This window comes from Parvibaculum sp., assembly GCF_045863935.1.
Classification (GTDB): domain Bacteria; phylum Pseudomonadota; class Alphaproteobacteria; order Parvibaculales; family Parvibaculaceae; genus Parvibaculum.
This window is the reverse complement of the sequence record NZ_BTVP01000007.1, coordinates 83,911-109,433: the sequence shown is the minus strand read 5'-3', so window position 1 is coordinate 109,433 and position 25,523 is coordinate 83,911. Positions and strand designations below refer to the sequence as shown.

Below are 25,523 nucleotides of genomic sequence, written 5' to 3'. Positions count from 1 at the left end.
TACCCGGCAAACCCGAACGCGATGGGTTTCGCAGAGGAATCCCGAGGGGAGGGTCGAAAAATTCAAGCGAAGCGCAGGATTTTTCGGGGAGGGGTAAGCGGCCGCAACGGAAAGAAGTCGTTCGCTGGCAGGCTTGTGTCACAAAAGGGCTTGCACGAGGTTGCTCGCGCGGCCCATACCTCCTCCGCGAGAGGAGTGATGGATGTCGAAGAGCCCTGAAAGCACGCTCGACCGCTTTGCGCGCGAAAAGCTCGACGCGCTGGAAGCGCGCGCGCTGCGCCGCCGTCTCATCGAGACGGATCGCCGCGAGGGTGCCATCGCCTTCCGGGACGGCCGCCGCCTCGTCTCCTTCTGCTGCAACGACTATCTCAACCTCTCGCAGAACGAGACGGTAAAGCGCGCCGCCATCGAGGCGACGGAAACATACGGCGTCGGCTCCGGCGCCTCGCGCCTCGTCTCCGGCAATCATCCGCTCTTCCGCGCGCTGGAGCTTCGCCTCGCCGAATGGAAAGAGGCGGAAGACTGCGTCGTCTTCGGCTCCGGCTACATGGCGAATATGGGGATCATCCCCGCGCTCGTGCGCGAGGGCGATCTTATCCTCGCCGACGAACTCGCCCATGCCTGCCTGCTCTCGGGTTCGAAGCTTTCCGGCGCCCGCGTCGAGATCTTCCGCCACAACGACATGGAGCATTTGCGCGCGCTCCTCGCCGCCCATCGCGGCGCCGCGCGGCATTGCCTCATCCTCACCGACGGCATCTTCAGCATGGATGGCGACGCCGCGCCCGTGGAGGAAATGGCGGACATCGCCGCGCGTCACGACGCCTGGCTGATGACGGATGATGCGCATGGGCTCGGCGTCGTCGGCAATGAAGGCCGCGGGTCGAGCTTCATGGGCGAAACGAAAGCCGCCGTGCCGCTGCAGATGGGCACGCTCTCGAAAGCCATCGGCGCCTATGGCGGTTATCTCTGCGCGAGCCGCGCCGTCTGCGACCTGATCCGCACCCGCGCCCGCACGCTCATCTATTCGACGGGCCTGCCGCCCGCCACCGCCGCCGCCGCCATCGCCGCGCTCGATTTCATCCGCGCGCATCCGGACTATTGCAGGCGCCCGGTCGAAAAGGCGAGGGCCTTCACCCGCACGCTCGGATTGCCAGATCCCGAAAGCCCCATCGTACCGCTGATCCTCGGCGACGCGGAGGTAACGCTCGCCGCCTCCGCCCTGCTCGAAGCGGAAGGCTATCTCGTCACCGGCATCCGCCCGCCGACCGTGCCCGCAGGCACCGCGCGCCTCCGCTTCACTTTTACGGCCGAGCATGACGACGCCGACATCGCGCGCCTCGCCTCCCTCGTCCGCGACCGCATTCTCCCCCGCCGCGCTGCCGAGTAATCATGCCTCCCATCTTCGTCACTTCCTCCGGCACCGAGATCGGCAAGACATATGTCTCCGCCATGCTGACCCGCGAGTTGAAGGCGCGCGCGATCAAGCCGCTGGTGAGCGGCCTCGACGAGGAGACCTTTCCCGGCAGCGATCCCGCGCAATTGCTCGCCTCCATGGGCGAGCCCGTGACCTATGAGAATGCGGGCCTCGTCTCGCGCTGGCGGTTCCGTGCCGCGCTCTCGCCCGACATGGCGGCGAAGCGCGAGGGCCGCGCCATCGATTTCGATGAGCTCGTCGCCGAATGCGTGTCAGCGGCAAAGCGCCACGATCCCCTCGTCATCGAAGGCGTCGGCGGCCTCATGGTCCCGCTCGACGAGCGCCACACGGTGCTCGACTGGATGACGGCGTTGAAGGCGGAGACAGGCCTCGCGCCGCTCCTCGTCGTCGGCGCCTATCTCGGCACCATCAGCCACACGCTGACATCGCTCGCCGTGATGCGCGCCGAAAACATCGCGCCGCGCGCCATCGTGGTGAGCGAGAAGGAGCCCGGCCCCGTCCCGGTCGGCGAAACGGCGGCGGCGATCGCGCGCTTTGCGGGACGTATCCCCGTCCGCATCGCGCCGCGCGGCGGCGCCGTTTCCCTCGCCGATCTCTTCTGAGCCTCAGCCAGGCAGCTTGTCGCGGATTTCCTTCAGCCTGTCGTTCATCGACAGGAACACGAGATACATCTCGCAGATCACCCGCCACAGCAGCACGCCGAGCGCGCCCGCCACCAGCGCCACCACGAGCTGCAACAAGCCCAGCGCGCCATTATAGCTCATCGTGCTGATCGAGCCCGACATCGACGCCAGCACGAACATGACGATGATGACGAGGCCGAGCCAGTAGAGAAACTTGAGAATGTTTCCGGAAAGAAATTTCTCGAAGCTCAGGAAATCCTTGAAACTCATGTTGTCCTCTCGCATCGGAAAGCCACCCGCTCGCGCCTGTCGCGGGAGCGATTCATACGTATACGGATGATGGTGCCGCGCCTATTTCGGGCCGAGCAGGAACCAGAGAATGAGGCCGATCACCGGCAGGAAGAGGACGATGACGATCCAGATTGCCTTCCACAGGGGTTCTGCGCCGCTCTGCACGATGCGGATGATCGCGTAGATATCCAGTATCAGGATGATGATGCCGAGAATGCCGCCGTAACCGTCGCCGATCATCTGAGTCCTCCAGGTCATGAGCTCCCCCGGCACCGAACCTAGCGCGATTTACGGTGTGAGGTAAGTTCCGGATGCGGCATATTGGGTGGAATTGTGTGATCGAACGTCAAACGAAGCTGGGCGTCTCGATTCCCTCGAATTCCAGCAGCCACTTCTTCGTCGGCAAGCCGCCGCCGAAGCCGGTCAGCGATCCGTCCGCGCCGATGACGCGGTGGCAGGGCACGATGATCGGAAGGGGGTTCCGCCCGTTCGCAAGCCCCACCGCGCGAACGCCTTTCGGATTGCCGATCGCGCAGGCGATATCGCGATAACTCCGCGTCTCGCCGAAGGGAATGCGCGCAAGCGCCGCCCACACGCTTTTCTGGAATGCCGTTCCTTCCGCCGCCAGCGTCAGACCGGCAAAATCCGTCTGCTTCCCCTCGAAATAGCGCTCGAGCGCGTTGACCGCCTTGTCGAGATGCGCGCGCGCTTTCGCGCTTCCCTCCCGCTTCGGAAAGGCGATGTCTTTCTGGTTTGGAAACAGCACGGCCGCCAGCCCCGTTTCGGTTGCGGCAAGGCGCAGCTCTCCGATGGGCGTGTCGAGCGTTGCGGTGGCAAGTGCCGGATCGTCGGGAAGTTTCATGGCTTTCTCCTTGCGTGCCGTCAGGTCGTCCACAGCGCGAGTGCCGCATAGCCGCGCCAGGGGCGCCAGCCTTGCGACATCGTTTCGAGTTCGGCGGTGGACAGGGGCGCGCAGCCGCCCGCCGCCTTGCGAAGCCCGAGATCGGAAGCCGGAAAGGCGTCCGGCTCGCCAAGTGCGCGCAGCGATATGTAATGCGCGGTCCATGCGCCGATGCCGGGCAGCGCCGTCAGCTCGGCGATCTTCGCCTCCAGACTTTCGCGCGGCGTGAAGTCGAGTGTGCCCGCCGCGACCGCGCCCGAAAGTGCCTTCAGCGTTGCGATGCGCCCGCCCGTGAGGCCGAGGCCCGAGAGATCGGCGCGGGCAAGCGCCTTCGCCGTTGGAAACAGCCGCTCCACGCCTTCGCCGCCGGAAATTTTCTCGCCGAATGCCGTCACGATGCGGCCCGCGATCGTCGTCGCGCCCTTCACCGAAATCTGCTGCCCGAGTACGGCGCGCACGGCAAGCTCGAAGCCGTCGAACGCGCCCGGCACGCGAAGCCCCGCGGCGCGTTTGAGGCGCGGCCCGATCAGCGGATCGCGCGACAGTGCGGTGGCGATGGCGGAAGGCTCCGCATCGAGATCGAAGAGACGCCGCAGCCTTGCCCCGATTGCGCGGATGGGCAGCGCGCGCGGTCCCGCCTCCAGCACGGTAATCCGCGCCTCGAGCGCCTGTCCGCTCGCGGCGGGGGTGACGTTGACGATCCCCTTCGCGCCGCCAATGGAAAAGCTGCGCGCATAGCTTTTCCCGTCCACCCGCTCCACGCCCGGAATGGCGCGCGCGGCGAGATAGGCGAGAATGCCGGGAAAATCGAAAGGCGGCCGGTAGCCGAGCCGCAGCCGGATCGTGCCGCCCGTCTGTGCGTCCGAGGCGCGGCGGATGTCCGTCGGCGCCACGCCATAGGCCGTGCGGATCGCATCGTTGAAGCGGCGCAGGCTTTGATACCCCGCCGCATGCGCAACCTCCGAAAGCGGCATCGCCGTATCGCTGATGAGCTGCTTTGCCGTCAGCAGCCGCCGGTTCGCGGCAACGGCCTGCGGCCCCGCTCCCACATGCGCAAGGAAGAGCCGCCGGAGCTGCCGCTCGCCGAGCCCGAGCCGCGCGGCGAGGTCCTCGAGCCTGCCCTCGTCCAGCGCGCCTTCCTCGATGAGGCGCAACGCGCGCGAAACCGTCGCCGCCGTGCCCGCCCAGGCGGGTGTTCCGGGCGCCGTCTCCGGCCGGCAGCGCAGGCAGGAGCGGAAGCCCGCCGCTTCCGCGGCGGCAGCCGAGGCGGCGAAGCTGCAATTCTCGCGCTTCGGCACGCGCGCGGGGCAGACGGGCCGGCAATAGATGCCGGTCGTCGACACACAGACGAAGAAGCGCCCGTCGAAGCGCGCATCCTTCGCCTGCATGGCGCGGTAGCAAGCGTCGGGGTCGAGCGGCGATGTGGGAACCGTCATGTTCATGCGCAGCAGTCTAGATCGGCGCCTGCCGCCGCGCTCGCCAAAATCGGACATGTCCATCCATGACGCCGCCGTCACGATTGTACCAACTCGTTCATCGCGCTCTCTTCCCACCCGCCCCTGGGGGCGGGTCGAGAAATTCGAGCTTGCGAAGAATTTCTCGGGGCGGGGGATGCGGCATTCGCAGGAATCTCCGTCCGGTTCCGCTTGAGTTCCCGTCCGTCGCTGATACGCTCCCTCCCACTGGAATTTACGAACACTGGAATTGAAATCGTAAAAGTCGCGCATGCGGGGAGGAGAACCGGCACGCGTGGACTTCGGGGAGGAATTCATGACGGACAGGGCAGGCGCCGTTTCGGGCGCCGCGGGCGGCATTGCGCCGTCGCAGGGCTTCACGCCCGCCTATCGCAACTATGCGCTCTTTGTACTGATGACCGCCTATACGGCGAATTACGTGGACCGGCAGATCCTTGCGATCCTGCTGCAGCCGATCAAACTCGATCTCGGTCTCAACGACACGCAGCTCGGCTTCCTCTCCGGCATCACCTTCGCCATCTTCTACGCCACGCTCGGCGTGCCGATCGCCATGTGGGCGGACCGCACCAACCGGCGCAACATCGTGGCGCTGGCGCTCACCATCTTCTCGACCATGACGGTCGTCTGCGGCTTCGTGACGAATTTCGCGCAGCTCGCGCTGGCGCGCATTGGCGTCGGCGTCGGCGAGGCAGGCTCAAGCCCGCCCTCCCACTCCATGATCTCCGACATGTTCCCGCCGGAGAAGCGCGCCTCCGCCATGGGCATCTATTCGCTCGGCATCAATATCGGCATCCTGATCGGCTTCCTTGTCGGCGGTTGGGTCAGCCAGTGGTATGGCTGGCGCGCGGCCTTCTTCATCGTCGGCGCGCCGGGCCTCCTCATCGCGCTCCTCGTGCGCTTCACGCTGAAGGAGCCCGAGCGCGGCCATGCCGATGGCATCTCGTCTCAGGCATCGGCCGCCGCGCCGAAAGTCATGGAAGTCTGGCGTCTGCTCTGGTCGCAGAAGTCCTTCCGCCACATCGCCTTCGGCTGCGCGCTCGCGGCTTTCGGCGGCTATGCGGGCGTCACCTGGATCCCTGCCTTCCTCATCCGCTCCTTCCAGATGAGCCCGGGCGAGATCGGCACCTGGCTTGCGCTCATCATCGGCTTTGTCGGTGGCGCCGGCACCTACCTCACAAGCTGGCTCGCCGACCATTACGGCAAGCGCGATGTGCGCTGGAATCTCTGGGTGGTGGCCATCGTCATGGCCGTCTGCTTCCCCTTCGCCATCGGCATGTATCTGTCGATGGACAAATACGGGGCGCTCTTCTTCTTCCTCGTGCCTGCCTTCGCGGGCGCGGCCTATATCGGGCCGAGCCTCGCCATGACCCAGGGCCTCGTCACGCTGCGCATGCGCGCCGTCGCCTCCGCCGTGCTCTTCCTCATCCTCAACATGATCGGCATGGGGCTCGGTCCGCAGGCCGTCGGCATCATCAGCGATCTCTACGCCCCGGCTTACGGCGACGAGTCGCTGCGCTACGCGCTTCTCACCGTCATGATCGTCTGGCCCTGGGCCGCCATCCATTTCATCCTCGGCGCAGAAACGCTGAAAGAAGACCTCGCCCGCGCCAAGGCCTACAGCCTGAAGTAACGCACATCCCGGCGGCAGGCTTCATGTCTGCCGCCGGGACGACATTCAGAAAAACACGTCATGGCCCGATTTATTCGGGCCATCCACGTCTTTGCGGCGCCGCACCGCGACACCGTCCCCCTCGAACACCCGCTCCCTTTGTGAAACCATGACCCGCAAAGGAGCCCGACCATGCCCTCTCTCCCGCAAACCATGCGCGCCATGCTGCTCGATGCACCGGGGAAGAAGCTGCGCCTCGCACAGATACCCGTGCCGCATCCCGGCCCCGGCGAGGTCGTGGTGAAAGTGGAAGCCTGTGGCGTCTGCCGGACCGATCTTCATGTCGTCGACGGCGAGCTGCCGGGTCCGAAGCTTCCCCTCGTGCCGGGCCACGAGATCGTCGGCCGCGTCGCCGCGCTGGGCGAAGGCGTCACTCATCTCCGCCCCGGCGCGCGCGTCGGCATTCCCTGGCTCGGATGGACCTGCGGCGAGTGCCGCTATTGCCGCGCGGGACGCGAAAACCTCTGCGAACGCGCGCTCTTCACCGGCTATACGCGCGACGGCGGCTATGCCGAATTCACCGCCGCCGATGCGCGCTTCTGCTTCCCCGTCGCTGAAAGCTACAGCGCAGCGGAGGCCACCCCTCTCCTTTGTGCCGGGCTCATCGGCTACCGCTCGCTGCGCATGGCGGGCGAAGGCAGGCTTCTCGGCATTTACGGCTTCGGCGCCGCCGCGCATATCGTCGCCCAGGTCGCGCATCACGAAGGCTGGCGGCTCTTCGCCTTCGTGAAGCCGGGCGACGAGGCGGCGAAAGACTTCGCGCTGTCGCTCGGCGCGGAATGGGCAGGCGGTTCCGATGAGGCGCCGCCGGAACTTCTCGACGCCGCCATCATCTATGCGCCCGCGGGCCCCCTCGTCCCCGCCGCGCTCAAGGCCGTCGCGCCGGGCGGCCGCGTCGTCTGCGCGGGCATCCACATGTCGGACATTCCCTCCTTTCCCTATGACATCCTCTGGCGCGAACGCTCCATCCATTCCGTCGCGAACCTCACGCGCAAGGATGGCGAGGCGTTCCTGGCGCTTGCGCCGCAAGTGCCTGTCGTCACCACCGTCGAGACGCTGCCTCTCGAAGAGGCAAACGAAGCGCTCGCCCGTCTTCGCGAAGGCCGCCTCACCGGCGCCGCCGTGCTGGTGATGTCATGACATCGCGAAGGCTTGCATCTCGTCCCACCCTCCCCTCGGGGAGGGTCGGAAAATTCGGCAGAATTTTCCGGGGCGGGGGATGCGGTAGCCATGGCGTCATGCGCCTGTCGCAAAACCCCGTCACGCCTTGACGTCTTGTGTCTCCACCGGAAACATCCAGCCATGCGTCACGCCATCCTTCTTGCCTGCCTCTCCCTCTCCGCCCTCTCCCCCGCTTACGCCGTGGACGAGCGCTACCCGGACTATGCCGTCCGTCCCGGCCTCGCGGGCGAGGCGACGGTCGAGGGCGCGCCCGCGCCGGCAAGCCTCATGCTTCTCTGGCCGGAAAGTTTCCGCATGTTGCAGCCGGGCGTGGCGCTGCGCACCGGTCCCGTCGAGGGCGGCGTGCGGATCAAGGCGGCGGTGGAAGCCGTCGCCATCCTCGTCCATGCGGAGAACCCGCTTGCCTGCATTTCGCTCGAAGAGCTCAACCGTCTCTATACGGAGGAAAATCCGAAATGGGAAAGCGGCGTTCCCGCCTTGCCGCTTGCGCGCGAGGCAGGACCGGGCGAGGGCGATTTCTTCGCCGAAGCCGTCCTCCGTGGCGCGCCCTTCGCGCCGGGTGTTACGCGCGTCGCGCGCTATTCCATGCTCCTCGACACCATCGCGTTGGCGCCGGGTGCCATCGGTTACGCGCCCGCCGGCTATCGTGGCGACGGCGTGAAGGCGCTTCGTGTTTCGGATGGCGGCGATTGTGCGGCCCCCAGCGCGGCGACCGTCTGGCGCGCCGAGTACCCGCTCGCGCGCTTCGTCTATCTGCGCGGTGGGGAAAGCGAGGCGGGCAGGGCCTTCCTCGACTACGTGCTCTCGCAGGCGGGTCAGCGCGATGCGGTCATCGCGGGCTTCTACTCCCTGCCTTACGTCTTCGCGGCCGAGGAGCGCGGGAAGCTCGGTCTCGACTGAACCCTCCCTTTATCCCCGCTGTCGCTCATCGGCACCGGTTGCGTCCGCCGCTGTGGCTTTTGTGCCGTTGTATTCTTGCCGTTGTATTTCTGCAGGCACTCATGCAGCGCTGCCACAGCGGGGACAAGCCGCGCCTGTTTGACAGTTCGATGACATTTCGATGACAGACGCCCGTACTTGTCCCCGCATCCGGGCATAAGAAAACCCCCGGCGATTGCTCCGCCCCCGGCGCGGACGCACAAAAGAAAACCCCCGGTGGATTTCTCCACCGGGGGCTGCCGCTTGACTGATCTGCGAGGATCGGATCGAGCGTAATTTTTAGAACGTGAACTGCGTGCGCAGCGCGATCGCGTCGTGGCTGAAGTTCGGGTTCGCTACGTTCGCACGATCTTCGACGTCCACGTTCAGGTAGTTGAGCATGAAGCGGACGTTCTTGTTCGGATACCAGTTCAGGCCCACCGTGATGATGTCCTGCTCGCCGCCCTGATCGCCAATGCCAAGGTCGCTGTCGTTGAGGTCGGCCTGGCTGTAGCGCGCCGCAAGTTCCCACGCGCCCATGCCGCCGCCGGCAAGGAACGGATTATCGGGGCTCACGCCGGAATAGGCGGCCTTGCTCATGCTGTACTTGTAGGACTCGCCGGTGAGGATCCACGAGGCCTGCAGATACCAGGCATCGAACTCGGCATCGGGCGAACCGGCAAGGCCGTCGGTGGTGTAGATGTAGTATTCACCCTGTGCGCGGAACGGGCCGTAGTTGAAGGCGAGTTCCGGACCATAGGCGAGCGCGCTGTCGGCGGCGAACGACGTCGTGTTGATCATGCGGGTTGCATCGACGCGCAGTTCCGGACGGTCGCCGAAGCTGATCGAATCGTTGGCCAGATTTGCGGCATAGGTGCCCGACAGGCCGATATGGAAGTTCGGGCCTTCCTTCGGCGAGGTCGCGAAGGCGACGCGGCCAAGGATGTTCGACCTGTCGCCGTCCGTCGTGCTGCCGGGTCCAACCGAACCCATCGTGTAGTAAGCGGCAGCGAAGAAGTTGTCTGTATTGCCCGCACCGCCGACTGCCATGCGTCCATCGCCTGCGCCGATGGAGGTCATGAGGTTCGCGGCGGTCGCACGTTCGATGAAGGTGATGTCGTTCGACGAGGTCGAGTCGTCGAGCGTGAGCTTCGGCTGGATCGCGCCGATGCTGAGCTTCACGCCGTCGATGCCGATATAGTGCAGAGCGGCTTCATAGATCACGCCGTTCTGTTCGTCGCCCGAGTCGCCGAAGTTGAAATACAGGTCGTAGGCGAAGTCCTTCATCAACGTGCCGCTGGCACCGAAAATGGCACGGCGGAAGTTCATGTTGTTGCCGAGGCCGCCGAAGTTGGCTTCGCTGTTGTCGTCCTGGTCGTAACCACCCCAGTCGAGATGGGCGCGGCCGGAGAGTTCGAAGGTGAAGTTGCCGTCAGCCGACTCGAAGGAGGGGCGGCCGTTCTTCAGGCCGACGATGACATCGCTCTTGCGCTCTTCGAGCGACTTGATCGCGTTGCCATGCTGGATTTCGACATCGTCGACTTTCCGCTGAAGCGCTTCGATCTGCGCCTTCAGGGCGTCGAGTTCGGCTTGGGTGTTGCTGGCGGCAAAAGCAGGTGCCGCAAGGAAGGCGGCAGCGCCGATCGCCGTGCCGGCCAGCAGAATGTTTCTCAACGTCATTAGACGTCTCCGTGTTGATGAGCTTCTGTTGCAGGATCGGCAGCCGCGGCGAAGACCGCGAACACCCCCCATGGCGTCGCTCGTAACAGAGCCATGTGACGGTTCGCATTCACTTTTGTGACAGTGGAATGACGGCCCCCATGTGTGGCCGCAGCGCACCTATGCCTAGCTTGGCAGAAGGGCGGGGAGCATGGCCAGAAGCGATAAAAAGACAAGCGATTTCAATGGGATAAACTCGGAGCCCGGACCCCGGCCGTAAAGACACAGCGGCCGGAAATTCGTACGGCACACTGTGGCTTCTCCCCAAATGCAAATGCGGCAGGGCCTTGCGAGCCCTGCCGCTTTTCGTCTCTCGAAGTGAGAAGGTCAGAAGGTGAAGCGCACACCTCCGAGGATCGTTCGGGGCTTGCCCGGCCTCGCCCCTGCCGGGTCGAACGAGACGAGGTAGACTTCGTCCGTGACGTTCTCGACGATCGCCATCAGGCTCACGCCCGGCACGACGTCCAGCTCGGCGGAGAGGTCGACGATGATCCGGTCGTCGATGCGCTGGTCCGCCGGGATAGCTCCCTGGCCCGCGACGGACCGCGTTTCATCGACATAGTTGGCGATCACGTTCGTCCGCCAGGTCTCGCCTTCGACGCCTGCCGTCAGGGTCAGCTGGTGCTCCGGCACATAGGGCAGTTTGTCGCCCGCCGTGACATTGCCCCAGGGGCCGAAGCCGCTGTTGAAGCTCGTTTTGAACTCGGCGTCCGTATAGGTGTAGATCGCCGCGAGCGGTACCGAAAGCTTGGTGCCGAGGCTCTTGCCGGCATCATATCCGGCGGTGAATTCCAGCCCCTTCACGTCGACTTCGCCGCCGTCGAACTGCGCGCCGATGGTGCAGCCTCCGCCCGTCGAGGCGGTGCAGGTGCCGAGCAGGTTCGAATAATCGTTGAAGAAACCGATCGCTTCGAGCGACAGGTCGCCCGCGCCGTAGCGGACGCCTGCCTCGTAATTGACGGAACGCTCCGCATCGGAAGTCGACCCCGGGCCCGGCGCTGCAAAGCCGCGATGAACGCCGCCGACAAGCTGCCATTCATCCGTCAGATGATAGACAGCGCCGACGCCGGGAATGAGAACGTCGACCGAGTTCTCCGCGACGGTCGCCGGGCCGGTCCGGCTTGGATCGGCCGTGCTCCAGCGGGTCTGGCGCAGACGGATCGTCTCGTAACGAAGGCCCGGTGTCACCGTCAACCGGTCCCAGTCGATCGTGTCCTGAACGAAAAACGCCCAGGCCTTCGCGTCGCCGACGCGGTTGTCCTGACTGCCCGCCGCGCCCGCTGACGTGAGCGTCATCTGCCCGCCGGACATTGTGTAGATGTCGTCGTTCTGGAACCGGTCTTCTTCGTCTTCATGGTAGCGCACCGAGAACTCGAGATAATGCGCGAGATCCCCCGTGACGAATGCCGATCCGAGAACGGACTGGATGCCGGCCGAATAATATTCGCGATTGTTGTTGCGGACGCGTATCTCGCCGGCGGCTCCTTGCAGAACGGCATATTCGGCGGCATTCGTGACGGGATCCGAAACGATGCTGGAAATGCTCGTCCATGTCGGCGCGCCGGTGAGCCTCGCGTCGTTGATCTTGTACCAGGCACGGCTCGTGTCGTTGTAGTAGAGCGTCGTCGTGAGGTTGAGGTCGTTGGAGAAATCGACGCGGTGCGAAGCCTGCAGCGTCAGGTGATCGACATTCATTTCGTCGACCTGGCTGGCGGCGTAGCGGCGGTAGGGGTTCGCGTTGAAATCGGCAAGCGTCAGGCCGAGATAGGTTTCATCCGAAACCTCATCCGACCGTTGCACCTTGAATTCGAACGATTGACGCAGGCCGGATTCGGCGGTGCTCCGGAAGGCAAGCTTCGCCAGATAGTCCTGAATGCGGTAGCCCGTATCGCCGCCGCCATCGAGTTCCTTGAAGCCGTCCGTCCTGTCCTGCAGTGTTTCGACCAGAATACCGACATCCCACGCGTTCGACATTGGCATCCATCCGCCGGCATAGCCATGGACGCGAAGAGTGCTGTCTTCGCCGCCGAGAGCCGTCACCGAACCGGACAGCCCGCCCTCTTCATTGTCGGGGATGGACGTCGAGAAAAGATTGACCGCACCGGCGACGGTCGAAGGTCCGTACTTGATCGCAGCAGGACCCTTGACGACTTCAATCGCTTCCATGCGGCCCATGGACGGGAAGTAATAGGCTGCGGGCGCGGCATAGGGCGCCGGCGCCATCAGCACGCCATCTTCCATGATGACGATCTTGTTGTTGCGGTCGCTGCCGGACCCGCGAATGCCGATATTGGGTCTGAGGCCGTAGCCGTCTTCTTCCTGGAGCTGGACGCCGGGGACAAGGCGCAGGGTGCGGTTGATATCGGTATAGGAGAATTTCTCGATTTCCTCCTTGCCGATGAAGGTTGCCGACCCGCCGACATCACCGACATCGCCAGCCGTGCCTGTCACGGTCAGGCCCTCGAGGATGTGCAGCTTCGCTTTCGCGGTTTCCTGTTGCCCGGCATCGGCGCCGCTCTGTGCGTAGACGGGGAGGGTCCATAGAAGAGCCGCAATAGCTGTCGCGGCCGGCTGACGGAAATACCGTGTGTAGTGAAAAGACATGCATCCCCCTTGTCTGGCGCAACGGCGCGCGGGGGATGTCATACAAACTTCAAAAAAGTCTGTAAATGATATTGCTTCTCATTTTTGTTATCAGAAACGACGATTTTATTATGGCCGAGGTCAATTTTCGCCCGCAATCTTCGTGACCACAACGGAACTCGCTTCGAGGGTCCGGTGAACCGGGCATTTGCCTGCGATTTCAGCCACTTTTTCGGATAGCGAGGGGGCAAGGCCGCCCGCAATCCGGATGGTTCTTTCGAAGCGATCGACATAGCCGTCATGCCCCTCCGCGCATTCGGCGCAGTCGCGGGCATGTACCCTTTTGTGGTCCACCGTGACGGAGATGGCGCCAAGCTCCAGCTCCTTGCGGTCGGCATACATGCGCAGGGTCATGGAGGTACAGGCGCCGAGCGCGATGGACAGGAAATCGTAGGGCGTTGGCCCGGAGTTGAGGCCGCCATGTGCCTCGGGTTCGTCGGCCGTCAACTTGTGCGGACCGACAGTCACGCGCTGCTGGAATTTTCCAAGCCCCGTCTCCGAAACGATCACGACGTCGTCCGCTCCCTCGTCCCGCACCTCCGCCTCGCGTCCGATATATCGGCCGGCCCACGCGGCAAGGACTTCCGCCACATAGAGCGCATCGCGCCGCCGTGTCAGGAGGTGATCCGCATCGTCGAGCGAGACAAAACTCTTGGGATGCTTTGCGGCGTCGAAAATCCTCCCGGCATTCTCGATGCCGACGATTTCGTCGCGCGGCGCGTGGAATATGAGGAGAGGTTTCCGGAGAGCGCTTATACGTTCGCCCAGATCGTGCTCGTTGAGGTCGTCGATGAACTGTTTCCGGATTTGAAAGCGCCGCCCGGCAAGCTCCACCTTCGCCTCACCGTCCTCTTCGATCCGTGTGAGGTCGGCCTGAAAGCTTTGTACGACGTGCCGGGCATCTGCCGGAGCGCCGATTGTCGCGACGGCCCTGGCCTCCGGAATCTCGCTTGCCGCAGCGAGGATCGCGGCACCCCCGAGGCTGTGACCGATGAGGATCTTCGGCGCCTCGAGATTCTGGCGCATGAAGTCGACCGCACACAGAAGATCTCCAATGTTTGATGAGAAGTTGGTGTTTGCGAATTCGCCACCACTCATGCCGAGGCCGGTGAAATCGAAGCGGAGCACGCCGATGCCAAGCTCCGCAAGTGCGCTCGAAATGCGGGCTGCGGCGAATATGTCCTTCGAGCAGGTGAAGCAATGGGCAAAGACAGCATAGGCATGTACGGGGCCGGCCGGCAGATCAAGAAGAGCCGCAAGCTCGGCTCCCTGGGTGCCGGTGAAGGAAATCTTCTTCGAACGTGCCGACATGCCATGTCTCCCGAAATTGCTTTCGAACGGAAAGCCTATAGCAAAGAGGGAACCCGAACCCGGCCAAAGCGGCGTTGACCGCCACTCGGGACAAATCTGGCATCAATGCAGCGAAAATAAGATTGTGGAACACCGCATCCCGCGAGCCGTTTTCAGGTCAGTAGCCGCGCCATTCTCGGTGCGGTGTGATTGGAGAAAGGAGAAACTTCATGAAAAAGCTCCTCACGACGACTGCGCTTGTGGCCTCCGTGGCACTCGCTTCGGCGGGTCATGCGGCACCTGAGGATGCGAAGAACGCACCCCTGGAAGTAACGCCTGCGCAGCAGCAAAGCAGGCCCGGATTGGAGACGCCGGGCGAAATGCCGAGTGCCGCGCGGGAAGAAGCCGGTTCGGATGTGCTGACGATGCGCGGCAATGCCGCCATTCTGTCGGGAACGGCTAGTGCGGCGGGCGAGATCATTGGCGCCGATGTTGTTGGTCCCGACGGCAAGAAACTTGGCGCGGTGGACGACCTGGTCTTCGATGAAAACGACGTGGTGAAGCAGGTCATCATCGCCGACGGTGTCATGTTCGGCTTTGGCGGCAAGATGGTCGCGATCGATTTCGAAGGCACATCGATTACGCACGATGAGAACGGCGACCGTATGGTCCGTATCGGCATGACCGGCGAGGCACTCGAAAACGCGACCGAATTCGACAAGGCGCCGCTGGAAAAGACCGGCGGCGAACTCGCGAGCTCCTACCTCGGTCGCGAAGTCGCGCTGGCGACGGAAGAGGACGGAACGGGCAAGATTTCCGACGTTATCCTCGATCGAAACGGCGCGGCCAAATATGCGGTCATCGAGTATGGCGGCACACTTGGAGTGGGCGACAGTCGCACGGCCGTCGAGTTCGAGCAGCTGACAGCTGCGCGTGCCGAGGAACCGGTGAAGCTCGCCATGACGCTGGATGAGCTCAGGCAGCAGCCGGCCTTCTTCTACAGCGAGGAAGAGGCGCCCAAGGCCGGCGAGATGTAAGCACCGATGACGTGTCGCAGAAGGTCCGACCGGCGGGAAACCGGCCGGGCTTTTTGCGTGTCCGCGCCTCCGCATATGGCGGTCAGGAACGTGGCTGGGATCGGGGAGAAAAATGCCCCCGGTCCAGTGGGGCTTGGGGGGGCGGGGATGATACCGGACCGGGGGGCCTGCAAGGATTTTGCCGTCTCTCGGGAGACTAACCTCGCAATAGCAGGGAGATAACGTCCGCTATCTGGGATGGTTCCCGGGCAAATGAAAATAGATGGAAAATTTTTGCTCAGATGAGCAGGGGGAGATCGACCGTCACCACGCAGCCCGGCTCGTCGACGTCAATATGCGCGCGCAATTGCCGGACCAGCCCCCGAAAAAGATTGATGTGTCCCTCGTCCGGTCGACTCTCCATCAGCCCTTCGAGCACCGGCTGATCGACCTTCATGGTAAGCGTGGAGCCCCGCCCGGGACGCTCCGTGAGTTCGAAATCAATCTGGGTTGCCGGATGGCCTTCCGGTGACAGACGCACCGTCGCTTCCGCAATGAGTTCGGTGACAAGGAAAGCGAGCGTGAGGGCAGCGTCTGGAACACCATATATGGGTTCCGGGCACCGCATCGACAGAACCGGACGCCCCCACTCGGTGGAAAGGTGACGCTCAGTCGAAAGGCAAAGATCCTTCAGCAGCACGCCGAGGTCGACGGCTCGAAAGTCGTTGGCCTGATAGAGCGCGGCGTGAACGGTGCCGAGCGCGTTGAGCCGCCTTTGGACATCGAGGAAGATCGCCGCCTGGTCTGGTGTCTTGGCGCGGCGGCTTTGCAGATTAAGAAGGCTGTTCATCACCTGAAGATTGTTGCGCACACGGTGATTCACCTCGCGTACCAGCGCCTTCTGGTGGTCGAGCGCCGCTCGAAGCGCTTCGTCGCGAACCTGGATCTTGTCGGCCATGGTGTTGAACTTCGTCGCGACCGCTTGAACTTCCTCCGTCGCTTGCGGGTCGTACTCCACGCGCGCGCCGTCATCACCCGCGATGTAACGGCGGATCGCGAACCGTACCTTGTTGAGGGGCTCGATGACGATTTGCCCGGTGGCCCGCCCGGCAAATGCGCTGGCGGCAATCAAGACAAGCAGGGGGAAGGCGATGGCGAAATAGAGAACCGCGCGCACCGCCACAGAAAGCTCCTCCGGATTCTGAGCATAGAGACCGAAGACATTGCCAGGGAGCGCGGCGACCACATAGTTGCGAGCGAGGCCGTCCCGGCCTTGCTGAGAGAAAGTGCCGGACATGATTTCCGGTCCGGCCGCGGCGCTGAAGGATGCGGGCAGCCATCCGTCGACCTGCCTGCCTCTGGTGCGCTGGGCGAGAACATTCCACTTCGCATCGAGCAGTGCGAGCGCGGCGGCATCCGGCAGTTCCACTTCCTGCATGGTGAGCGTGAGAGACGAGAAGGGCACCGTTGCAGCGAGAATGCCTGTCGTCTGCCGGTCGGGACCGTAGATCGGGAGGGTGGCGACAAGCCTCGCGTTCGCGGAGCCTTGTCCTTCCGAGCCGACATCGTCGCTTCTCTGCATCCATATGGAAAACTGCTGCGACTGAACGGCGTTGCCCACCCATTCCGGAAGGGGCGCCTCTTCATCGCCTGTGGCTATCGCCGGCGCACTACACAGGGTCTTTCCATCAACGCCGATCAGATGGAGAGAGGAGACATCCTTGTTTTGCAGGATGATGCGGCGGAATGCATCGCTGCAGACTTCGCCGTCGGCATGGTCGCCGAGCGGCAGGGCGGAAATCGTTTCGAGCAGGATACGCAGCTCTTGAAGCGCGGTGCTCTGGTGGGCAATAGCGGCCTCTCCTCGCGCGATGAGCGCGCGCTCGCGAAGCTCCCGGTTGTGAACTGTGTTGACGTATTGCGCGACCCCGGCCGCGAGGCAAAGAGGGAGCATCGCCGCGGCAACCCGCAACGCGATGCGCGATCGCAATCCCGGCGGAAGATCCTGCGATATGCCGATCCGGCCTAGCCAGCTTCTTCGAGGTTTGGATTCCGCTACCAACCATCAGCCCCTGATCTGGCCTTGCCTATCCCGACAGGTTTATCCCCTCGCCTAAGGCCGGCCCCGCCTAATCGCCATTGTCCCCCCCGGCGTCGGACAGACGGCTCAAAAGTGCGGAAAACTCGTCGGGAACGGGCTCGTTCAGGACTTTTTGATAGGCGCGGCGCAGCCCCGTCCCCAGCGCTTCGCGCCGGGCGCTCTGCTCAAGCTTGTCCCGCGTATTCGCAGATTTGCCATCTTTCTCCGGCTGACTCTGCATATCCTTGTCGTTCGCCACTTTTTCACCGCGCCATTGGCGTCGACTTCAACACGTTCGCGATCGGTAAATGCTGAAGGCGAGGAAAATATTTCAATAAGGGATGAAACTCTTTTGTTTTCCGAGGGTTCCCTGAGATGAGGGAGTTTTTACGAATTTAGTTCGCGGGCCTGAATCTCGCAAGGCGGCGAGATTTGGCTATGATCGAACCCAAACGGAGAATGCACTGGAATGTCGCTCGCAGACCAAATCGCACCTCTTCTTCCGCACCTGCGCCGTTATGCGCGCGCGCTCACCGGTAGTCAAAAACGCGGGGACGCCTATGTGCGTTCCTTGCTTGAGGCGATTGTTGCAGACGAAAGCGTCATCGGCCGCGAGGCCGATGTGCGTACAGGGCTGTACAAGGCATTTCACGGGATCTGGTCGACTGCAGACCTGGACGTCGCCCAGCCGGAGGAAGCAGGCGGAGTGGAGAGCATCGTGTCGCAGCGCCTCTCCCGGATGACGCCGATCAACAGGCAGGCCTTGCTGCTGACGGCGATGGAAGGATTTACCAACCGCGAAACGGCGCAAGTCCTGCAAGTGGACGAAAGCCGGGTTTCATCGTTGATCGATGCCGCGCTGAAGGAAATCGACAGTCAGATCGCGACCACCGTCCTCATCATCGAAGACGAGCCGATCATTTCGATGGATCTCGAGCAGATCGTCAGAGACCTTGGCCACGACGTCCTGGCCACGGTGGTGACGCGTGACGAGGCAGCCAACGCCATTGCAACGAAGAAGCCGGGCCTTGTGCTTGCGGATATACAGCTCGCCGACGGAAGCTCGGGTATCGACGCCGTGAAGGACATTTTCGCCCGGTTCTCTGTTCCCGTTATCTTCGTGACCGCCTATCCGGAGCGATTGCTGACGGGGGAACGCCCGGAGCCGACCTTCCTCATAACCAAGCCCTTCCTTCAGAGCACCGTGAAAGCGGCCATCGGGCAAGCGCTCTTCTTCAACAGTGAGAAAAGCGAAGCCGCCTGACGTCTGCACGCTAGCGCGTCAGCTTGTCCATGGCGTCCATGATGGCGTTCGTCGTGTCGCCGGCCCTGAGCGTACTGTCCGCCCGCGCAGGCAAGGCACCGTTGTCGATCATCTCGTCAAGAGCCGCTCTCGCGCGGGCCACGCGGCTTTTTACCGTGCCGATGGCGCAGTCGCATATATCTGCCGCCTCCTCGTACGAAAAGCCGCCAGCTCCCACGAGTATCAGAGCCTCGCGTTGTGCCTCCGGCAGTCGCATCAAAGCCCGCTGCAAATCGCCCAGCTGCATCTGGTGGTCCTGATGCGCTGGCGAGGAGAGTGTGCGCTCTGCAACGCTCTCGTCCCACTCGCCCTTGAAGCGGGCGCGCCGCATTTGCGACAGAAACTGGTTACGCAGAATGACGAAAACCCACGCGCGCATATTTGTGCCCGCTCTATAGCGCTTGCGTGCCGCCCAAGCCTTGAGGAGGGCGTCTTGCGCCAGATCGTCGGCAACATCTGGCCTGCCGCAGAGATTTCTGGCAAACGCGCGCAGATGGGGGATGAGCGCCTCCAACTCCTGTTTGAAATCGGCATCGGACAGCGGCTCCGCTTCCGCCGGTTTTTCAACCTGGTCCCTCATGCGATCAGTTCTCATCACCTGCTTCAAGCTGGTTTAGTAACCGAATGAATTCCATGGGGACGGGCTCTTGAGCCGCGCTGCGATAGAGCGCCCGCAACTCGCGACCCATGTTCCCGCTGCGGGCTAGCCGTTCGCGACGCAGTTCGTCGCCATGCCGTCCCGCCTTTGTTCGATCATCGATCATCTCAAGCCATGTCGCTGTTCGGGCGCCTCGCCTGGCGCGCAACGGAATATTCGACCTGTCAACGCCCGATTACGACGATGGTTCAAAAATCGTTCATCTGCCTCAACATTCAGGGGGATGTCTTCTCCCCTCGATGCCGACCATAAGCTTCATCATGGCCGCAATGTGGCGGGCGGAATGCCGTCATGGATGAGGTGTAGTACTCCGTAAACGGACGTAGATGCGTCCAGTGCAGGAAGCGCCAGTCTTCTCACTGTCTGCGGAAGACTGGCGCGGCAAAGCCGAACTCTGCGATTGCTATTGGCGAGAAAGCCAGCTGTCGATCTCTTTCTCGACCTTCTCTTTTTCTTTGCCGTAGCGCTCCTGAAGAATGCCGGCGAGCCTCTCACGTTTGCCTTCGATCTTCTGGAGATCGGAATCGGTAACGTCGCCCCATGCCTCCTTTACGCGGCCCTTCATCTGCGTCCAGTTACCTTCAATCTGGTCCCAATTCATCGATGTACTCCTGTTACTGCTGCATCACCGTGGCTGGCCTCGTTATCCCCTCAAAGCGGAGGGCCCGGGCGCCTCGTGTACCCGAAGATGAGACTCACCAGGAAAAGCACGAGGAAGATGACGAAAAGAATCTTCGCGACGCCGGCCGAGGCTGCCGCAATACCGCCAAAGCCGAAAACGGCGGCGATCAAGGCGATCACGAAGAAGACTGCTGCCCAGTAAAGCATGGTTCACCGTCCCTTGTTTATGGGTCCGCCTACCGGCGGTTATCCGTCCGGCTGGCCGCGCCGATCGTATCGGCGACGAAAGCCCGTCGGCATGCATATGAAACTGGCGGAAGGCGTCAGGGTTCCATGAAGTTCCGCGCACTTGTCGTCCTGCCGGAAGTTCACCGGTCTTCTCCGCGGGCAGAGGATTCATCTTTGCCGGTGGAGAAGTGCGCCTCGAGAGGGCGAATTGCCACGAGGATGACTGTGGCAAGAAACAGACCGACAAGGGCGACGAGATAATTCTCCGTGCCGCAGGCAACGCCTAAAGCGCCCGCAAGCCACATGCCGGCGCCTGTGGTGAGGCCTTTCACCTGCCCCCGCGCCTGTATTATGGCGCCAGCCGCGAGGAACGCCACGCCTGCAGTGACCGCTTCGATGATACGGATCGGATCGGCATTGCTGTCGGGATTTCCTGCCGCGAAGGTTACATACAGCTCAAGCGTGAGGACGGTGAAGATCGACGCGGCCATCGCCGTCATCATATGGGTGCGCAGTCCGGCGGGCCTGTCTCTTGCTTCGCGGTCGATGCCGATGATACCGCCCATCAGAGCGGCGGATCCGAGCCTCAATGTGTAGTTGAAGACATCGGATGAAACGATGGTCTGCCAGATGTCCATGGAGCTGTACCTCAGTCTCCTTCGCAGCTTCTCGGCGCCGCCACCACCTTCGGGATCGTCGCGGCGATACGCGAAGGGATGAGGCGGCGTATCTGCTCGGTGGCGCGTACCCGACAAACGGGCTTGCCTGAGAAAGGCCAACTGTACGGAACGTCCACCCAACTCATCCGTACACGGCTTATTGATCAGATTCTTTGGCGTCGGCGTCCGGCTCGCTTATCGAAAACTCGCTGTCCGCGAGCGAATCCGCTGATCGCGATCGCGATGCGACAGAGCAATCTGCAACAGCAACCAGGCGACGCCGCTCATCGCCAGCGCCGAGAAGAGCGAGATGATGGCGAGAGGAATGAACCACCGCATCGTCTCGAATGACTCTGTCAATGGCCGGGCGGCAAGAATGCCGGCGATGAAGAGCGTGCCGCCCACGATCCAGAACGAACGAAGACGCCGCTCCCACTTCTGCTGGGTGACCTCCGACATGACGCTCATGCTGTAACTCCCTTCCGAGATCGTGTGGTGGCCGGACTTATGGCGACAACGCGGTCCGGGCGAATCCGTTGCATGAGGGCTGACTATTCGGCCATCTGCTTGCGACTTAATGGCAGGCATTTTTCTTCGCCCCCGACGCCCGGAACGAATTGCGGGGGAACGCGTTGTAAGGATGTCCGGAGGAGGGTGTGTGGGCGACGGTTACATAAATCGACTGAATTCCCCATGACTTGCCCGGGGGCGTCGCGACAATTGCAGTGAGTTGAATGGAAGGCTGTCGGAGACGGACCCGGGCGCCGGAAATCATGACCGGCGGCAACAGAGGAGAGACAGGCGCGCTTGCATATTCGGCGACCTCACGAGCCCCCCACTCTGCACACAAGGTCCCCTGGAATGCATCGAGCCGGCCTCATTCTCAGCCGCCGATCTCTGGTTGCCCTCCCCCGGGGCAGTGATGCGGAAAAACGAACCCCACGCAGCGCGGCCCCGGGGCTTCCCATTCACGATCCAGAAGAATGGCAGGCGAGAAACGAATGTCCCAAGAGCCCTACTACGTACAGTCAGCTTATCGCGCCCGACAAGGCGGAACAGTGGCGCCAAGCCGTTCACGCTCTGTGACGGAAACGATGGAGTCGGAAGAATTCTGCAGGGAGCTTCTGGAAAGCGCTCGGTGGCCGGAAGGACCTGTCTGCATGAATTGCGGCGCGAAGGGAGCGGCGAGCCGCCTTACGACGCGGCCCGGTCTCTGGACCTGCAAGGCGTGCCGGCGGTGTCAGTACAGCGTAACCTCCGGCACCCAGTTGCATCGCTCGCGCCTCCCCGTCTCGGCCTGGGTGAAGCTTTTCTACGCAACGCAGATCAGAAATCAGAACCTCACGGCCTCGCAAGTAAGTCGCCGTTTCGACGTAGCCTATCTGACGGCGAAGAGCATGCTGCGCCGGATAGAAGCGCTGCGGCGGGAAATGCCGGAAATGGCGGATCGGCTCGAGCGTTCCCTGCGCGATCTTGCAGGCGGCAACACTCGTAACTGACGCAGAGATAACTTCGCAGAGGTTTAGAATGTGCTGCCGCGCGCCGGCGGTGCTTCCGGAAGGATCGGGTATTCTCCCCTGTAGTCTGTAAGCGGCCGATATTCGCCTTCCTCGCCACCTTCCACGATAACGTCGTTCCGGCCCTCGTCTTCCCGCGCCCACTGGGCAACACCGGCGGCAATATCCCGAATGCCAGAGGCCAGACGGGCCGCCAGCTCCCGTCCCGACTGACAGGCGAGCGGTTCACGTTCGCAGAAACCAGTGACGTCGCGCGCCGCATGCGATACCACGATCTGTGCATTGGTGAAGGTCGAGAGGTTCGGCGACATGTCGGGTCTGGGATCTGCCGGCCCTTGCGCATAAGCGGCAGGCATGAAGCCGGGTTCCGCCGTGGCCGGCTCGGCCGGTTCCACAAGCTTGATTGCATGGCCGACAAGGACCAGCACTACCAGCGATTTGATCACGAACTTGATCATGCCTGACCTCGTCCAATGAGGTTAGGCGGATCGTATCACTTTTCAACAGGTTAAGAGCGTCGAACTTGGTGGATATGGGTTCCGGCCCCTAGGCGGCGTCGGCCTGTCCCAAAGCGGAACGAAGGAAGTCGGTGATTTTGGCAAGCTGGACCGGCTTGCGGAACACAGCGACCGCGCCACAATCGGCCAGACTCGCATAGTGGTACGTTTCGCTTTCTGCCGTCATCAGCATCACGATGACCTTGTGGTTGAGGTTGCGCGCGGCTTCCGCCACGCGAACGCCATCCCATCCCGGCATGTTGACGTCGAGCATGAGAATGCGCGGCCGCTCACTGGCGATACGTTCGATTGCCTCATGACCGTCAGCGGCCGTGATGACATCAAGGTCATTCGCCTGGAGAAACTCCACCATCTCCTGAAGCTGAACAGGATCGTCGTCGGCGACGAGCACGCATGCACGCATTTCGAACTCCACTCCATGCGCGGGCAGCCCCTGCACCGCTTGTCCCGACATCAAAGCCTTTTGGGCTTAACCGGCGGTAAACCGAGTGTTCCGAAGCGGCCCGTCTCTGTCGACATTTGTAAGACCTGGAAAGGTTCACCGCGGAGCGCTGCGGCGGGAAAGCAGCCTGTCGAGATCCGGCAGGCCGAAGGGCTTGGGCAGTGTTCCGAGAAGCGGAATATCATGGGCGCCGCAAAGCGAGGTGCCCGCATCGAGCAGGTTGTCCCGCGCGCCCGACATCATGATGACGGATATGTCGGCCTTGCGCGGGTTCTCGGCGAGGGCCAGCAAAGCTTCGAACCCATTGAACTCCGGCATGTGCACGTCGAGCAGGATGAGATCCGGCTCAAACTCGCCAAGCAGCTTCGTGAAATCTGCGCAATCGCCGCGTATTCGCGTCTCGAAGCCGCGGGTCTGCAGCGCTTCCGCGCATTCGAGGGCAAGATCGTCGTCGTCGTCATAGATGAGCGCGCGCATGAGCAAACCACCGCTGAATATCGATGTCCGGTTCTAGGCGTTCCTGCGGTAACGGTGTGAGTTACTTTGAAGAGTTGTGTGGGCGCGTACAGTTAACTTACGAGCGTCGGCGCCCGGCACTTCGCGCCATGGACGAGCATGTCCATCGCGCCGAGCTTGACGCCGAGTGTGGTGAGAAGGGAGTCCACAACGGTATCGAGTATTCCCAATGCGCTGCCGATAGTCGTCGTAAGCGTCGACAGTAATGCGGCAAGGCCGGGGATAGGTATTCCGAGCAACGTCACCTGACCTATCGACAGGGCTCCGCCAAGGCCACCCAAGATGTTCGAACTGGAACTCACCGTTTTGATGTTCTGGTTCTCAATGTCTGCTTCGGTGAAATTGACATCGGTGGGACCGCTTGCTGCGATCGGATAAGAGCCACTGGCGCTCAAACTCATGACTTCCAAGCCGGCCACGACAATACGAGCAATTTCCGGTGCCGCATTGGACTCCGTTCCGTAGCGGGCGGCGACGGCACCGGTCGTGCCGGACAGGACGGCGATGTTCCCGCCGGGCGCGCAGGGGATGCCCTGAACCGCTGCCGTTCCTTCAGCTGCGACGATGTAGATCGGGACACTGATCTGAGAATTGAGAAGCTGAGTGATGCCGGTATCGATCTTCGCTTCGAGCTGCACCGTTACCTGCGATGTCCTCACACTGTCACCGACCTTGCCGATGGCTATATGCGCCATCGGCGCGCCGACGGTGACGGTTCCGGAAACCGACGCGAGCGATCCGAGGTTGACGTCCGTATCGAACCCCACCACCTGGCCCTCGCCAAGCGCCACGGCGGTGCCGGAGACGAGGTCGAACAGGTTGAAGGGTACATCGTCGCCAAATGCCGACCCGATCGACCCAACCGTTCGTTGCGCAACGGGGGCAAGATCGAGAACATCGCCGAGGTCGACTTGCGTATTTCCCACGGGCGAGAGTGCCGTCTGGAGAGCCAATGTCGCAACCGAGGGGTCGCCTTCGAAACTGTCCCCGGTCAGAACCTCGACAGCTGCGCTGAGTATATCGCCGACGGTTACGCCTGCCTCAAGGAGATCTCCGTAGGTGTCCGATCCCGCTTGCAGGCCAACCTCGGTCGCCAGTGCATCGAGAAATTCAAGCGCATCAATATTTGCGTCGGCGAGTGCATTGTAGTCGATGAGCGAAAGATTGATCGTCGTACCAAGGAGCCCGCCCAGAATCTGATTGGCAAGGCCTGCGTCCAGCGAGGCAACGCGCGTTCCGGCCGAGAAGGAAACGTATTTGGTATAGGCGGCGACCGCTTCGGTATCGATCTGCGTGAGATTGCCGAAGCCGAACAGCCGTGCGAAATAGGTCGGCGACTGGGAACGCTTTGTCACGCGAACGGCATTGAAGCTCGACCCGCTGACCACGGTACCGTCGCTTGCTGTCTGACCCTCTGTGAAGAACCTGTCGTCCGGCGCGCGCGCGGGATCGGCGACATAATAGAGGGGAGTGGCAACCATATCCCCGGCGTCGAAGCGATTGAGGTTGAAAATTGTCTCGGCGACGTTTTGCGCTTCCGCGATCTGCCGCACCGCGCCGAGAGCCGCCGCGTCCGTCGCCGCCTGCTGATTGCGATATGCAGACAGCATGGCGCCGGTGTCGACGACGATCATGGCGACGGCGAGCGCAAGCACCAATGCCCCCACCGCCATCACGGAAATGACGCCGTCCTGTTCGCGGGCGTAGCGCCGCAGAAAATCTGTCAGCGAGCGCGTCATCTTCTCCTCCACGTCAGCCGCGCCGCCGCTTCTTTCTCGCCGGAAGCAGAGCGGTACGGATGAAGCTTAACTGTCAGTTT

General features: G+C 62.7%; 27 protein-coding genes. 8 read left to right on the top strand and 19 right to left on the bottom strand.

Annotation, left to right across the window (positions count from 1 at the left end; all coding sequences use genetic code 11):
• Positions 1 to 202: 202 nt before the first annotated feature.
• Entirely contained in the window at positions 203 to 1,387 is a 1,185-nt protein-coding gene (gene bioF, locus ACKUUH_RS04945; protein ID WP_407948754.1) for an 8-amino-7-oxononanoate synthase, read from the top strand.
• Positions 1,388 to 1,389: 2 nt separating this feature from the next.
• Positions 1,390 to 2,037 (top strand): dethiobiotin synthase, encoded by a 648-nt coding sequence (gene bioD, locus ACKUUH_RS04940; protein ID WP_407948753.1) that lies wholly within the window; start codon positions 1,390 to 1,392, stop codon positions 2,035 to 2,037.
• Between the two features lie 3 nt (positions 2,038 to 2,040).
• Here the strand turns inward: bioD and ACKUUH_RS04935 are convergent, their stop codons facing one another.
• The 4 genes from ACKUUH_RS04935 to ACKUUH_RS04920 form a co-directional block, all read right to left on the bottom strand.
• Positions 2,041 to 2,328 (bottom strand): DUF4282 domain-containing protein, encoded by a 288-nt coding sequence (locus tag ACKUUH_RS04935; RefSeq protein WP_322312549.1) that lies wholly within the window; start codon positions 2,326 to 2,328, stop codon positions 2,041 to 2,043.
• Between the two features lie 81 nt (positions 2,329 to 2,409).
• Positions 2,410 to 2,607 (bottom strand): PLDc N-terminal domain-containing protein, encoded by a 198-nt coding sequence (locus ACKUUH_RS04930; protein WP_407948752.1) that lies wholly within the window; start codon positions 2,605 to 2,607, stop codon positions 2,410 to 2,412.
• A gap of 88 nt (positions 2,608 to 2,695) precedes the next feature.
• A complete protein-coding gene (locus tag ACKUUH_RS04925) occupies positions 2,696 to 3,211 on the bottom strand; it encodes a methylated-DNA--[protein]-cysteine S-methyltransferase (RefSeq protein ID WP_407948751.1) in 516 nt (171 codons plus the stop codon).
• 20 nt (positions 3,212 to 3,231) lie between these two features.
• Positions 3,232 to 4,749 carry an AlkA N-terminal domain-containing protein gene (locus tag ACKUUH_RS04920; RefSeq protein WP_407948750.1) on the bottom strand — a complete coding sequence of 506 codons (1,518 nt, stop codon included), beginning with the start codon at positions 4,747 to 4,749 and terminating at the stop codon, positions 3,232 to 3,234.
• A 271-nt stretch (positions 4,750 to 5,020) separates the two neighbouring features.
• Here ACKUUH_RS04920 and ACKUUH_RS04915 point away from each other — a divergent pair, with 271 nt between their 5' ends.
• From ACKUUH_RS04915 to ACKUUH_RS04905, 3 genes are all read left to right on the top strand, one after another.
• The gene (locus tag ACKUUH_RS04915) at positions 5,021 to 6,355 is read left to right on the top strand and encodes a spinster family MFS transporter (protein WP_407948749.1); all 1,335 of its coding nucleotides are present in this window, start codon (positions 5,021 to 5,023) and stop codon (positions 6,353 to 6,355) included.
• A 192-nt stretch (positions 6,356 to 6,547) separates the two neighbouring features.
• Entirely contained in the window at positions 6,548 to 7,534 is a 987-nt protein-coding gene (locus ACKUUH_RS04910) for a zinc-dependent alcohol dehydrogenase family protein (protein WP_407948758.1), read from the top strand.
• A 162-nt stretch (positions 7,535 to 7,696) separates the two neighbouring features.
• The gene (locus tag ACKUUH_RS04905) at positions 7,697 to 8,476 is read left to right on the top strand and encodes a PstS family phosphate ABC transporter substrate-binding protein (RefSeq protein ID WP_407948748.1); all 780 of its coding nucleotides are present in this window, start codon (positions 7,697 to 7,699) and stop codon (positions 8,474 to 8,476) included.
• A 318-nt stretch (positions 8,477 to 8,794) separates the two neighbouring features.
• On the opposite strand, the gene ACKUUH_RS04900 is transcribed toward ACKUUH_RS04905, so the two are convergent.
• From ACKUUH_RS04900 to ACKUUH_RS04890, 3 genes are all read right to left on the bottom strand, one after another.
• Entirely contained in the window at positions 8,795 to 10,174 is a 1,380-nt protein-coding gene (locus ACKUUH_RS04900) for a porin (protein ID WP_407948747.1), read from the bottom strand.
• Positions 10,175 to 10,540: 366 nt separating this feature from the next.
• The gene (locus tag ACKUUH_RS04895; protein ID WP_407948746.1) at positions 10,541 to 12,817 is read right to left on the bottom strand and encodes a TonB-dependent receptor family protein; all 2,277 of its coding nucleotides are present in this window, start codon (positions 12,815 to 12,817) and stop codon (positions 10,541 to 10,543) included.
• 120 nt (positions 12,818 to 12,937) lie between these two features.
• A complete protein-coding gene (locus tag ACKUUH_RS04890) occupies positions 12,938 to 14,167 on the bottom strand; it encodes an alpha/beta fold hydrolase (protein ID WP_407948745.1) in 1,230 nt (409 codons plus the stop codon).
• 209 nt (positions 14,168 to 14,376) lie between these two features.
• On the opposite strand from ACKUUH_RS04890, the gene ACKUUH_RS04885 reads away from it, so the two are divergent.
• Positions 14,377 to 15,183, top strand: a complete 807-nt coding sequence (locus tag ACKUUH_RS04885) for a PRC-barrel domain-containing protein (protein WP_407948744.1) — start codon at positions 14,377 to 14,379, stop codon at positions 15,181 to 15,183.
• A 277-nt stretch (positions 15,184 to 15,460) separates the two neighbouring features.
• Here the strand turns inward: ACKUUH_RS04885 and ACKUUH_RS04880 are convergent, their stop codons facing one another.
• The gene (locus ACKUUH_RS04880) at positions 15,461 to 17,116 is read right to left on the bottom strand and encodes a histidine kinase dimerization/phosphoacceptor domain -containing protein (protein WP_407948743.1); all 1,656 of its coding nucleotides are present in this window, start codon (positions 17,114 to 17,116) and stop codon (positions 15,461 to 15,463) included.
• A gap of 175 nt (positions 17,117 to 17,291) precedes the next feature.
• Positions 17,292 to 17,501 carry a NepR family anti-sigma factor gene (locus tag ACKUUH_RS04875; RefSeq protein ID WP_407948742.1) on the bottom strand — a complete coding sequence of 70 codons (210 nt, stop codon included), beginning with the start codon at positions 17,499 to 17,501 and terminating at the stop codon, positions 17,292 to 17,294.
• A gap of 210 nt (positions 17,502 to 17,711) precedes the next feature.
• Between ACKUUH_RS04875 and ACKUUH_RS04870 the strand changes: the two genes are divergently transcribed.
• Positions 17,712 to 18,506, top strand: a complete 795-nt coding sequence (locus tag ACKUUH_RS04870) for a response regulator (RefSeq protein ID WP_407948741.1) — start codon at positions 17,712 to 17,714, stop codon at positions 18,504 to 18,506.
• Between the two features lie 10 nt (positions 18,507 to 18,516).
• Here the strand turns inward: ACKUUH_RS04870 and ACKUUH_RS04865 are convergent, their stop codons facing one another.
• The 6 genes from ACKUUH_RS04865 to ACKUUH_RS04840 form a co-directional block, all read right to left on the bottom strand.
• Positions 18,517 to 19,125, bottom strand: coding sequence for a sigma-70 family RNA polymerase sigma factor (locus ACKUUH_RS04865; RefSeq protein WP_407948740.1), 609 nt, complete (start codon positions 19,123 to 19,125; stop codon positions 18,517 to 18,519).
• A 4-nt stretch (positions 19,126 to 19,129) separates the two neighbouring features.
• Positions 19,130 to 19,234, bottom strand: a complete 105-nt coding sequence (locus ACKUUH_RS04860) for a NepR family anti-sigma factor (protein WP_407948757.1) — start codon at positions 19,232 to 19,234, stop codon at positions 19,130 to 19,132.
• A 372-nt stretch (positions 19,235 to 19,606) separates the two neighbouring features.
• Positions 19,607 to 19,804 (bottom strand): CsbD family protein, encoded by a 198-nt coding sequence (locus ACKUUH_RS04855; RefSeq protein WP_407948739.1) that lies wholly within the window; start codon positions 19,802 to 19,804, stop codon positions 19,607 to 19,609.
• Between the two features lie 50 nt (positions 19,805 to 19,854).
• On the bottom strand, positions 19,855 to 20,031 hold the full coding sequence (locus ACKUUH_RS04850; RefSeq protein ID WP_407948738.1) for a DUF1328 domain-containing protein: 177 nt from the start codon (positions 20,029 to 20,031) through the stop codon (positions 19,855 to 19,857).
• Between the two features lie 161 nt (positions 20,032 to 20,192).
• A complete protein-coding gene (locus ACKUUH_RS04845; protein ID WP_407948737.1) occupies positions 20,193 to 20,690 on the bottom strand; it encodes an MgtC/SapB family protein in 498 nt (165 codons plus the stop codon).
• 216 nt (positions 20,691 to 20,906) lie between these two features.
• Entirely contained in the window at positions 20,907 to 21,179 is a 273-nt protein-coding gene (locus tag ACKUUH_RS04840) for a hypothetical protein (protein WP_407948736.1), read from the bottom strand.
• Positions 21,180 to 21,805: 626 nt separating this feature from the next.
• Here ACKUUH_RS04840 and ACKUUH_RS04835 point away from each other — a divergent pair.
• Positions 21,806 to 22,210: a transposase gene (locus tag ACKUUH_RS04835; RefSeq protein WP_407948735.1), complete on the top strand. Its 405-nt coding sequence runs from the start codon at positions 21,806 to 21,808 to the stop codon at positions 22,208 to 22,210.
• Positions 22,211 to 22,233: 23 nt separating this feature from the next.
• On the opposite strand, the gene ACKUUH_RS04830 is transcribed toward ACKUUH_RS04835, so the two are convergent.
• The 4 genes from ACKUUH_RS04830 to ACKUUH_RS04815 all read right to left on the bottom strand — a co-directional run bounded on the left by ACKUUH_RS04830 (position 22,234) and on the right by ACKUUH_RS04815 (position 25,443).
• Complete coding sequence (locus tag ACKUUH_RS04830; protein WP_407948734.1) at positions 22,234 to 22,686, bottom strand: DUF5330 domain-containing protein; 453 nt, start codon at positions 22,684 to 22,686, stop codon at positions 22,234 to 22,236.
• 88 nt (positions 22,687 to 22,774) lie between these two features.
• A complete protein-coding gene (locus tag ACKUUH_RS04825) occupies positions 22,775 to 23,200 on the bottom strand; it encodes a response regulator (RefSeq protein ID WP_407948733.1) in 426 nt (141 codons plus the stop codon).
• 84 nt (positions 23,201 to 23,284) lie between these two features.
• Positions 23,285 to 23,665, bottom strand: coding sequence for a PleD family two-component system response regulator (locus tag ACKUUH_RS04820; protein WP_407948732.1), 381 nt, complete (start codon positions 23,663 to 23,665; stop codon positions 23,285 to 23,287).
• Between the two features lie 92 nt (positions 23,666 to 23,757).
• The gene (locus ACKUUH_RS04815; RefSeq protein WP_407948730.1) at positions 23,758 to 25,443 is read right to left on the bottom strand and encodes a TadG family pilus assembly protein; all 1,686 of its coding nucleotides are present in this window, start codon (positions 25,441 to 25,443) and stop codon (positions 23,758 to 23,760) included.
• Positions 25,444 to 25,523: the final 80 nt, after the last annotated feature.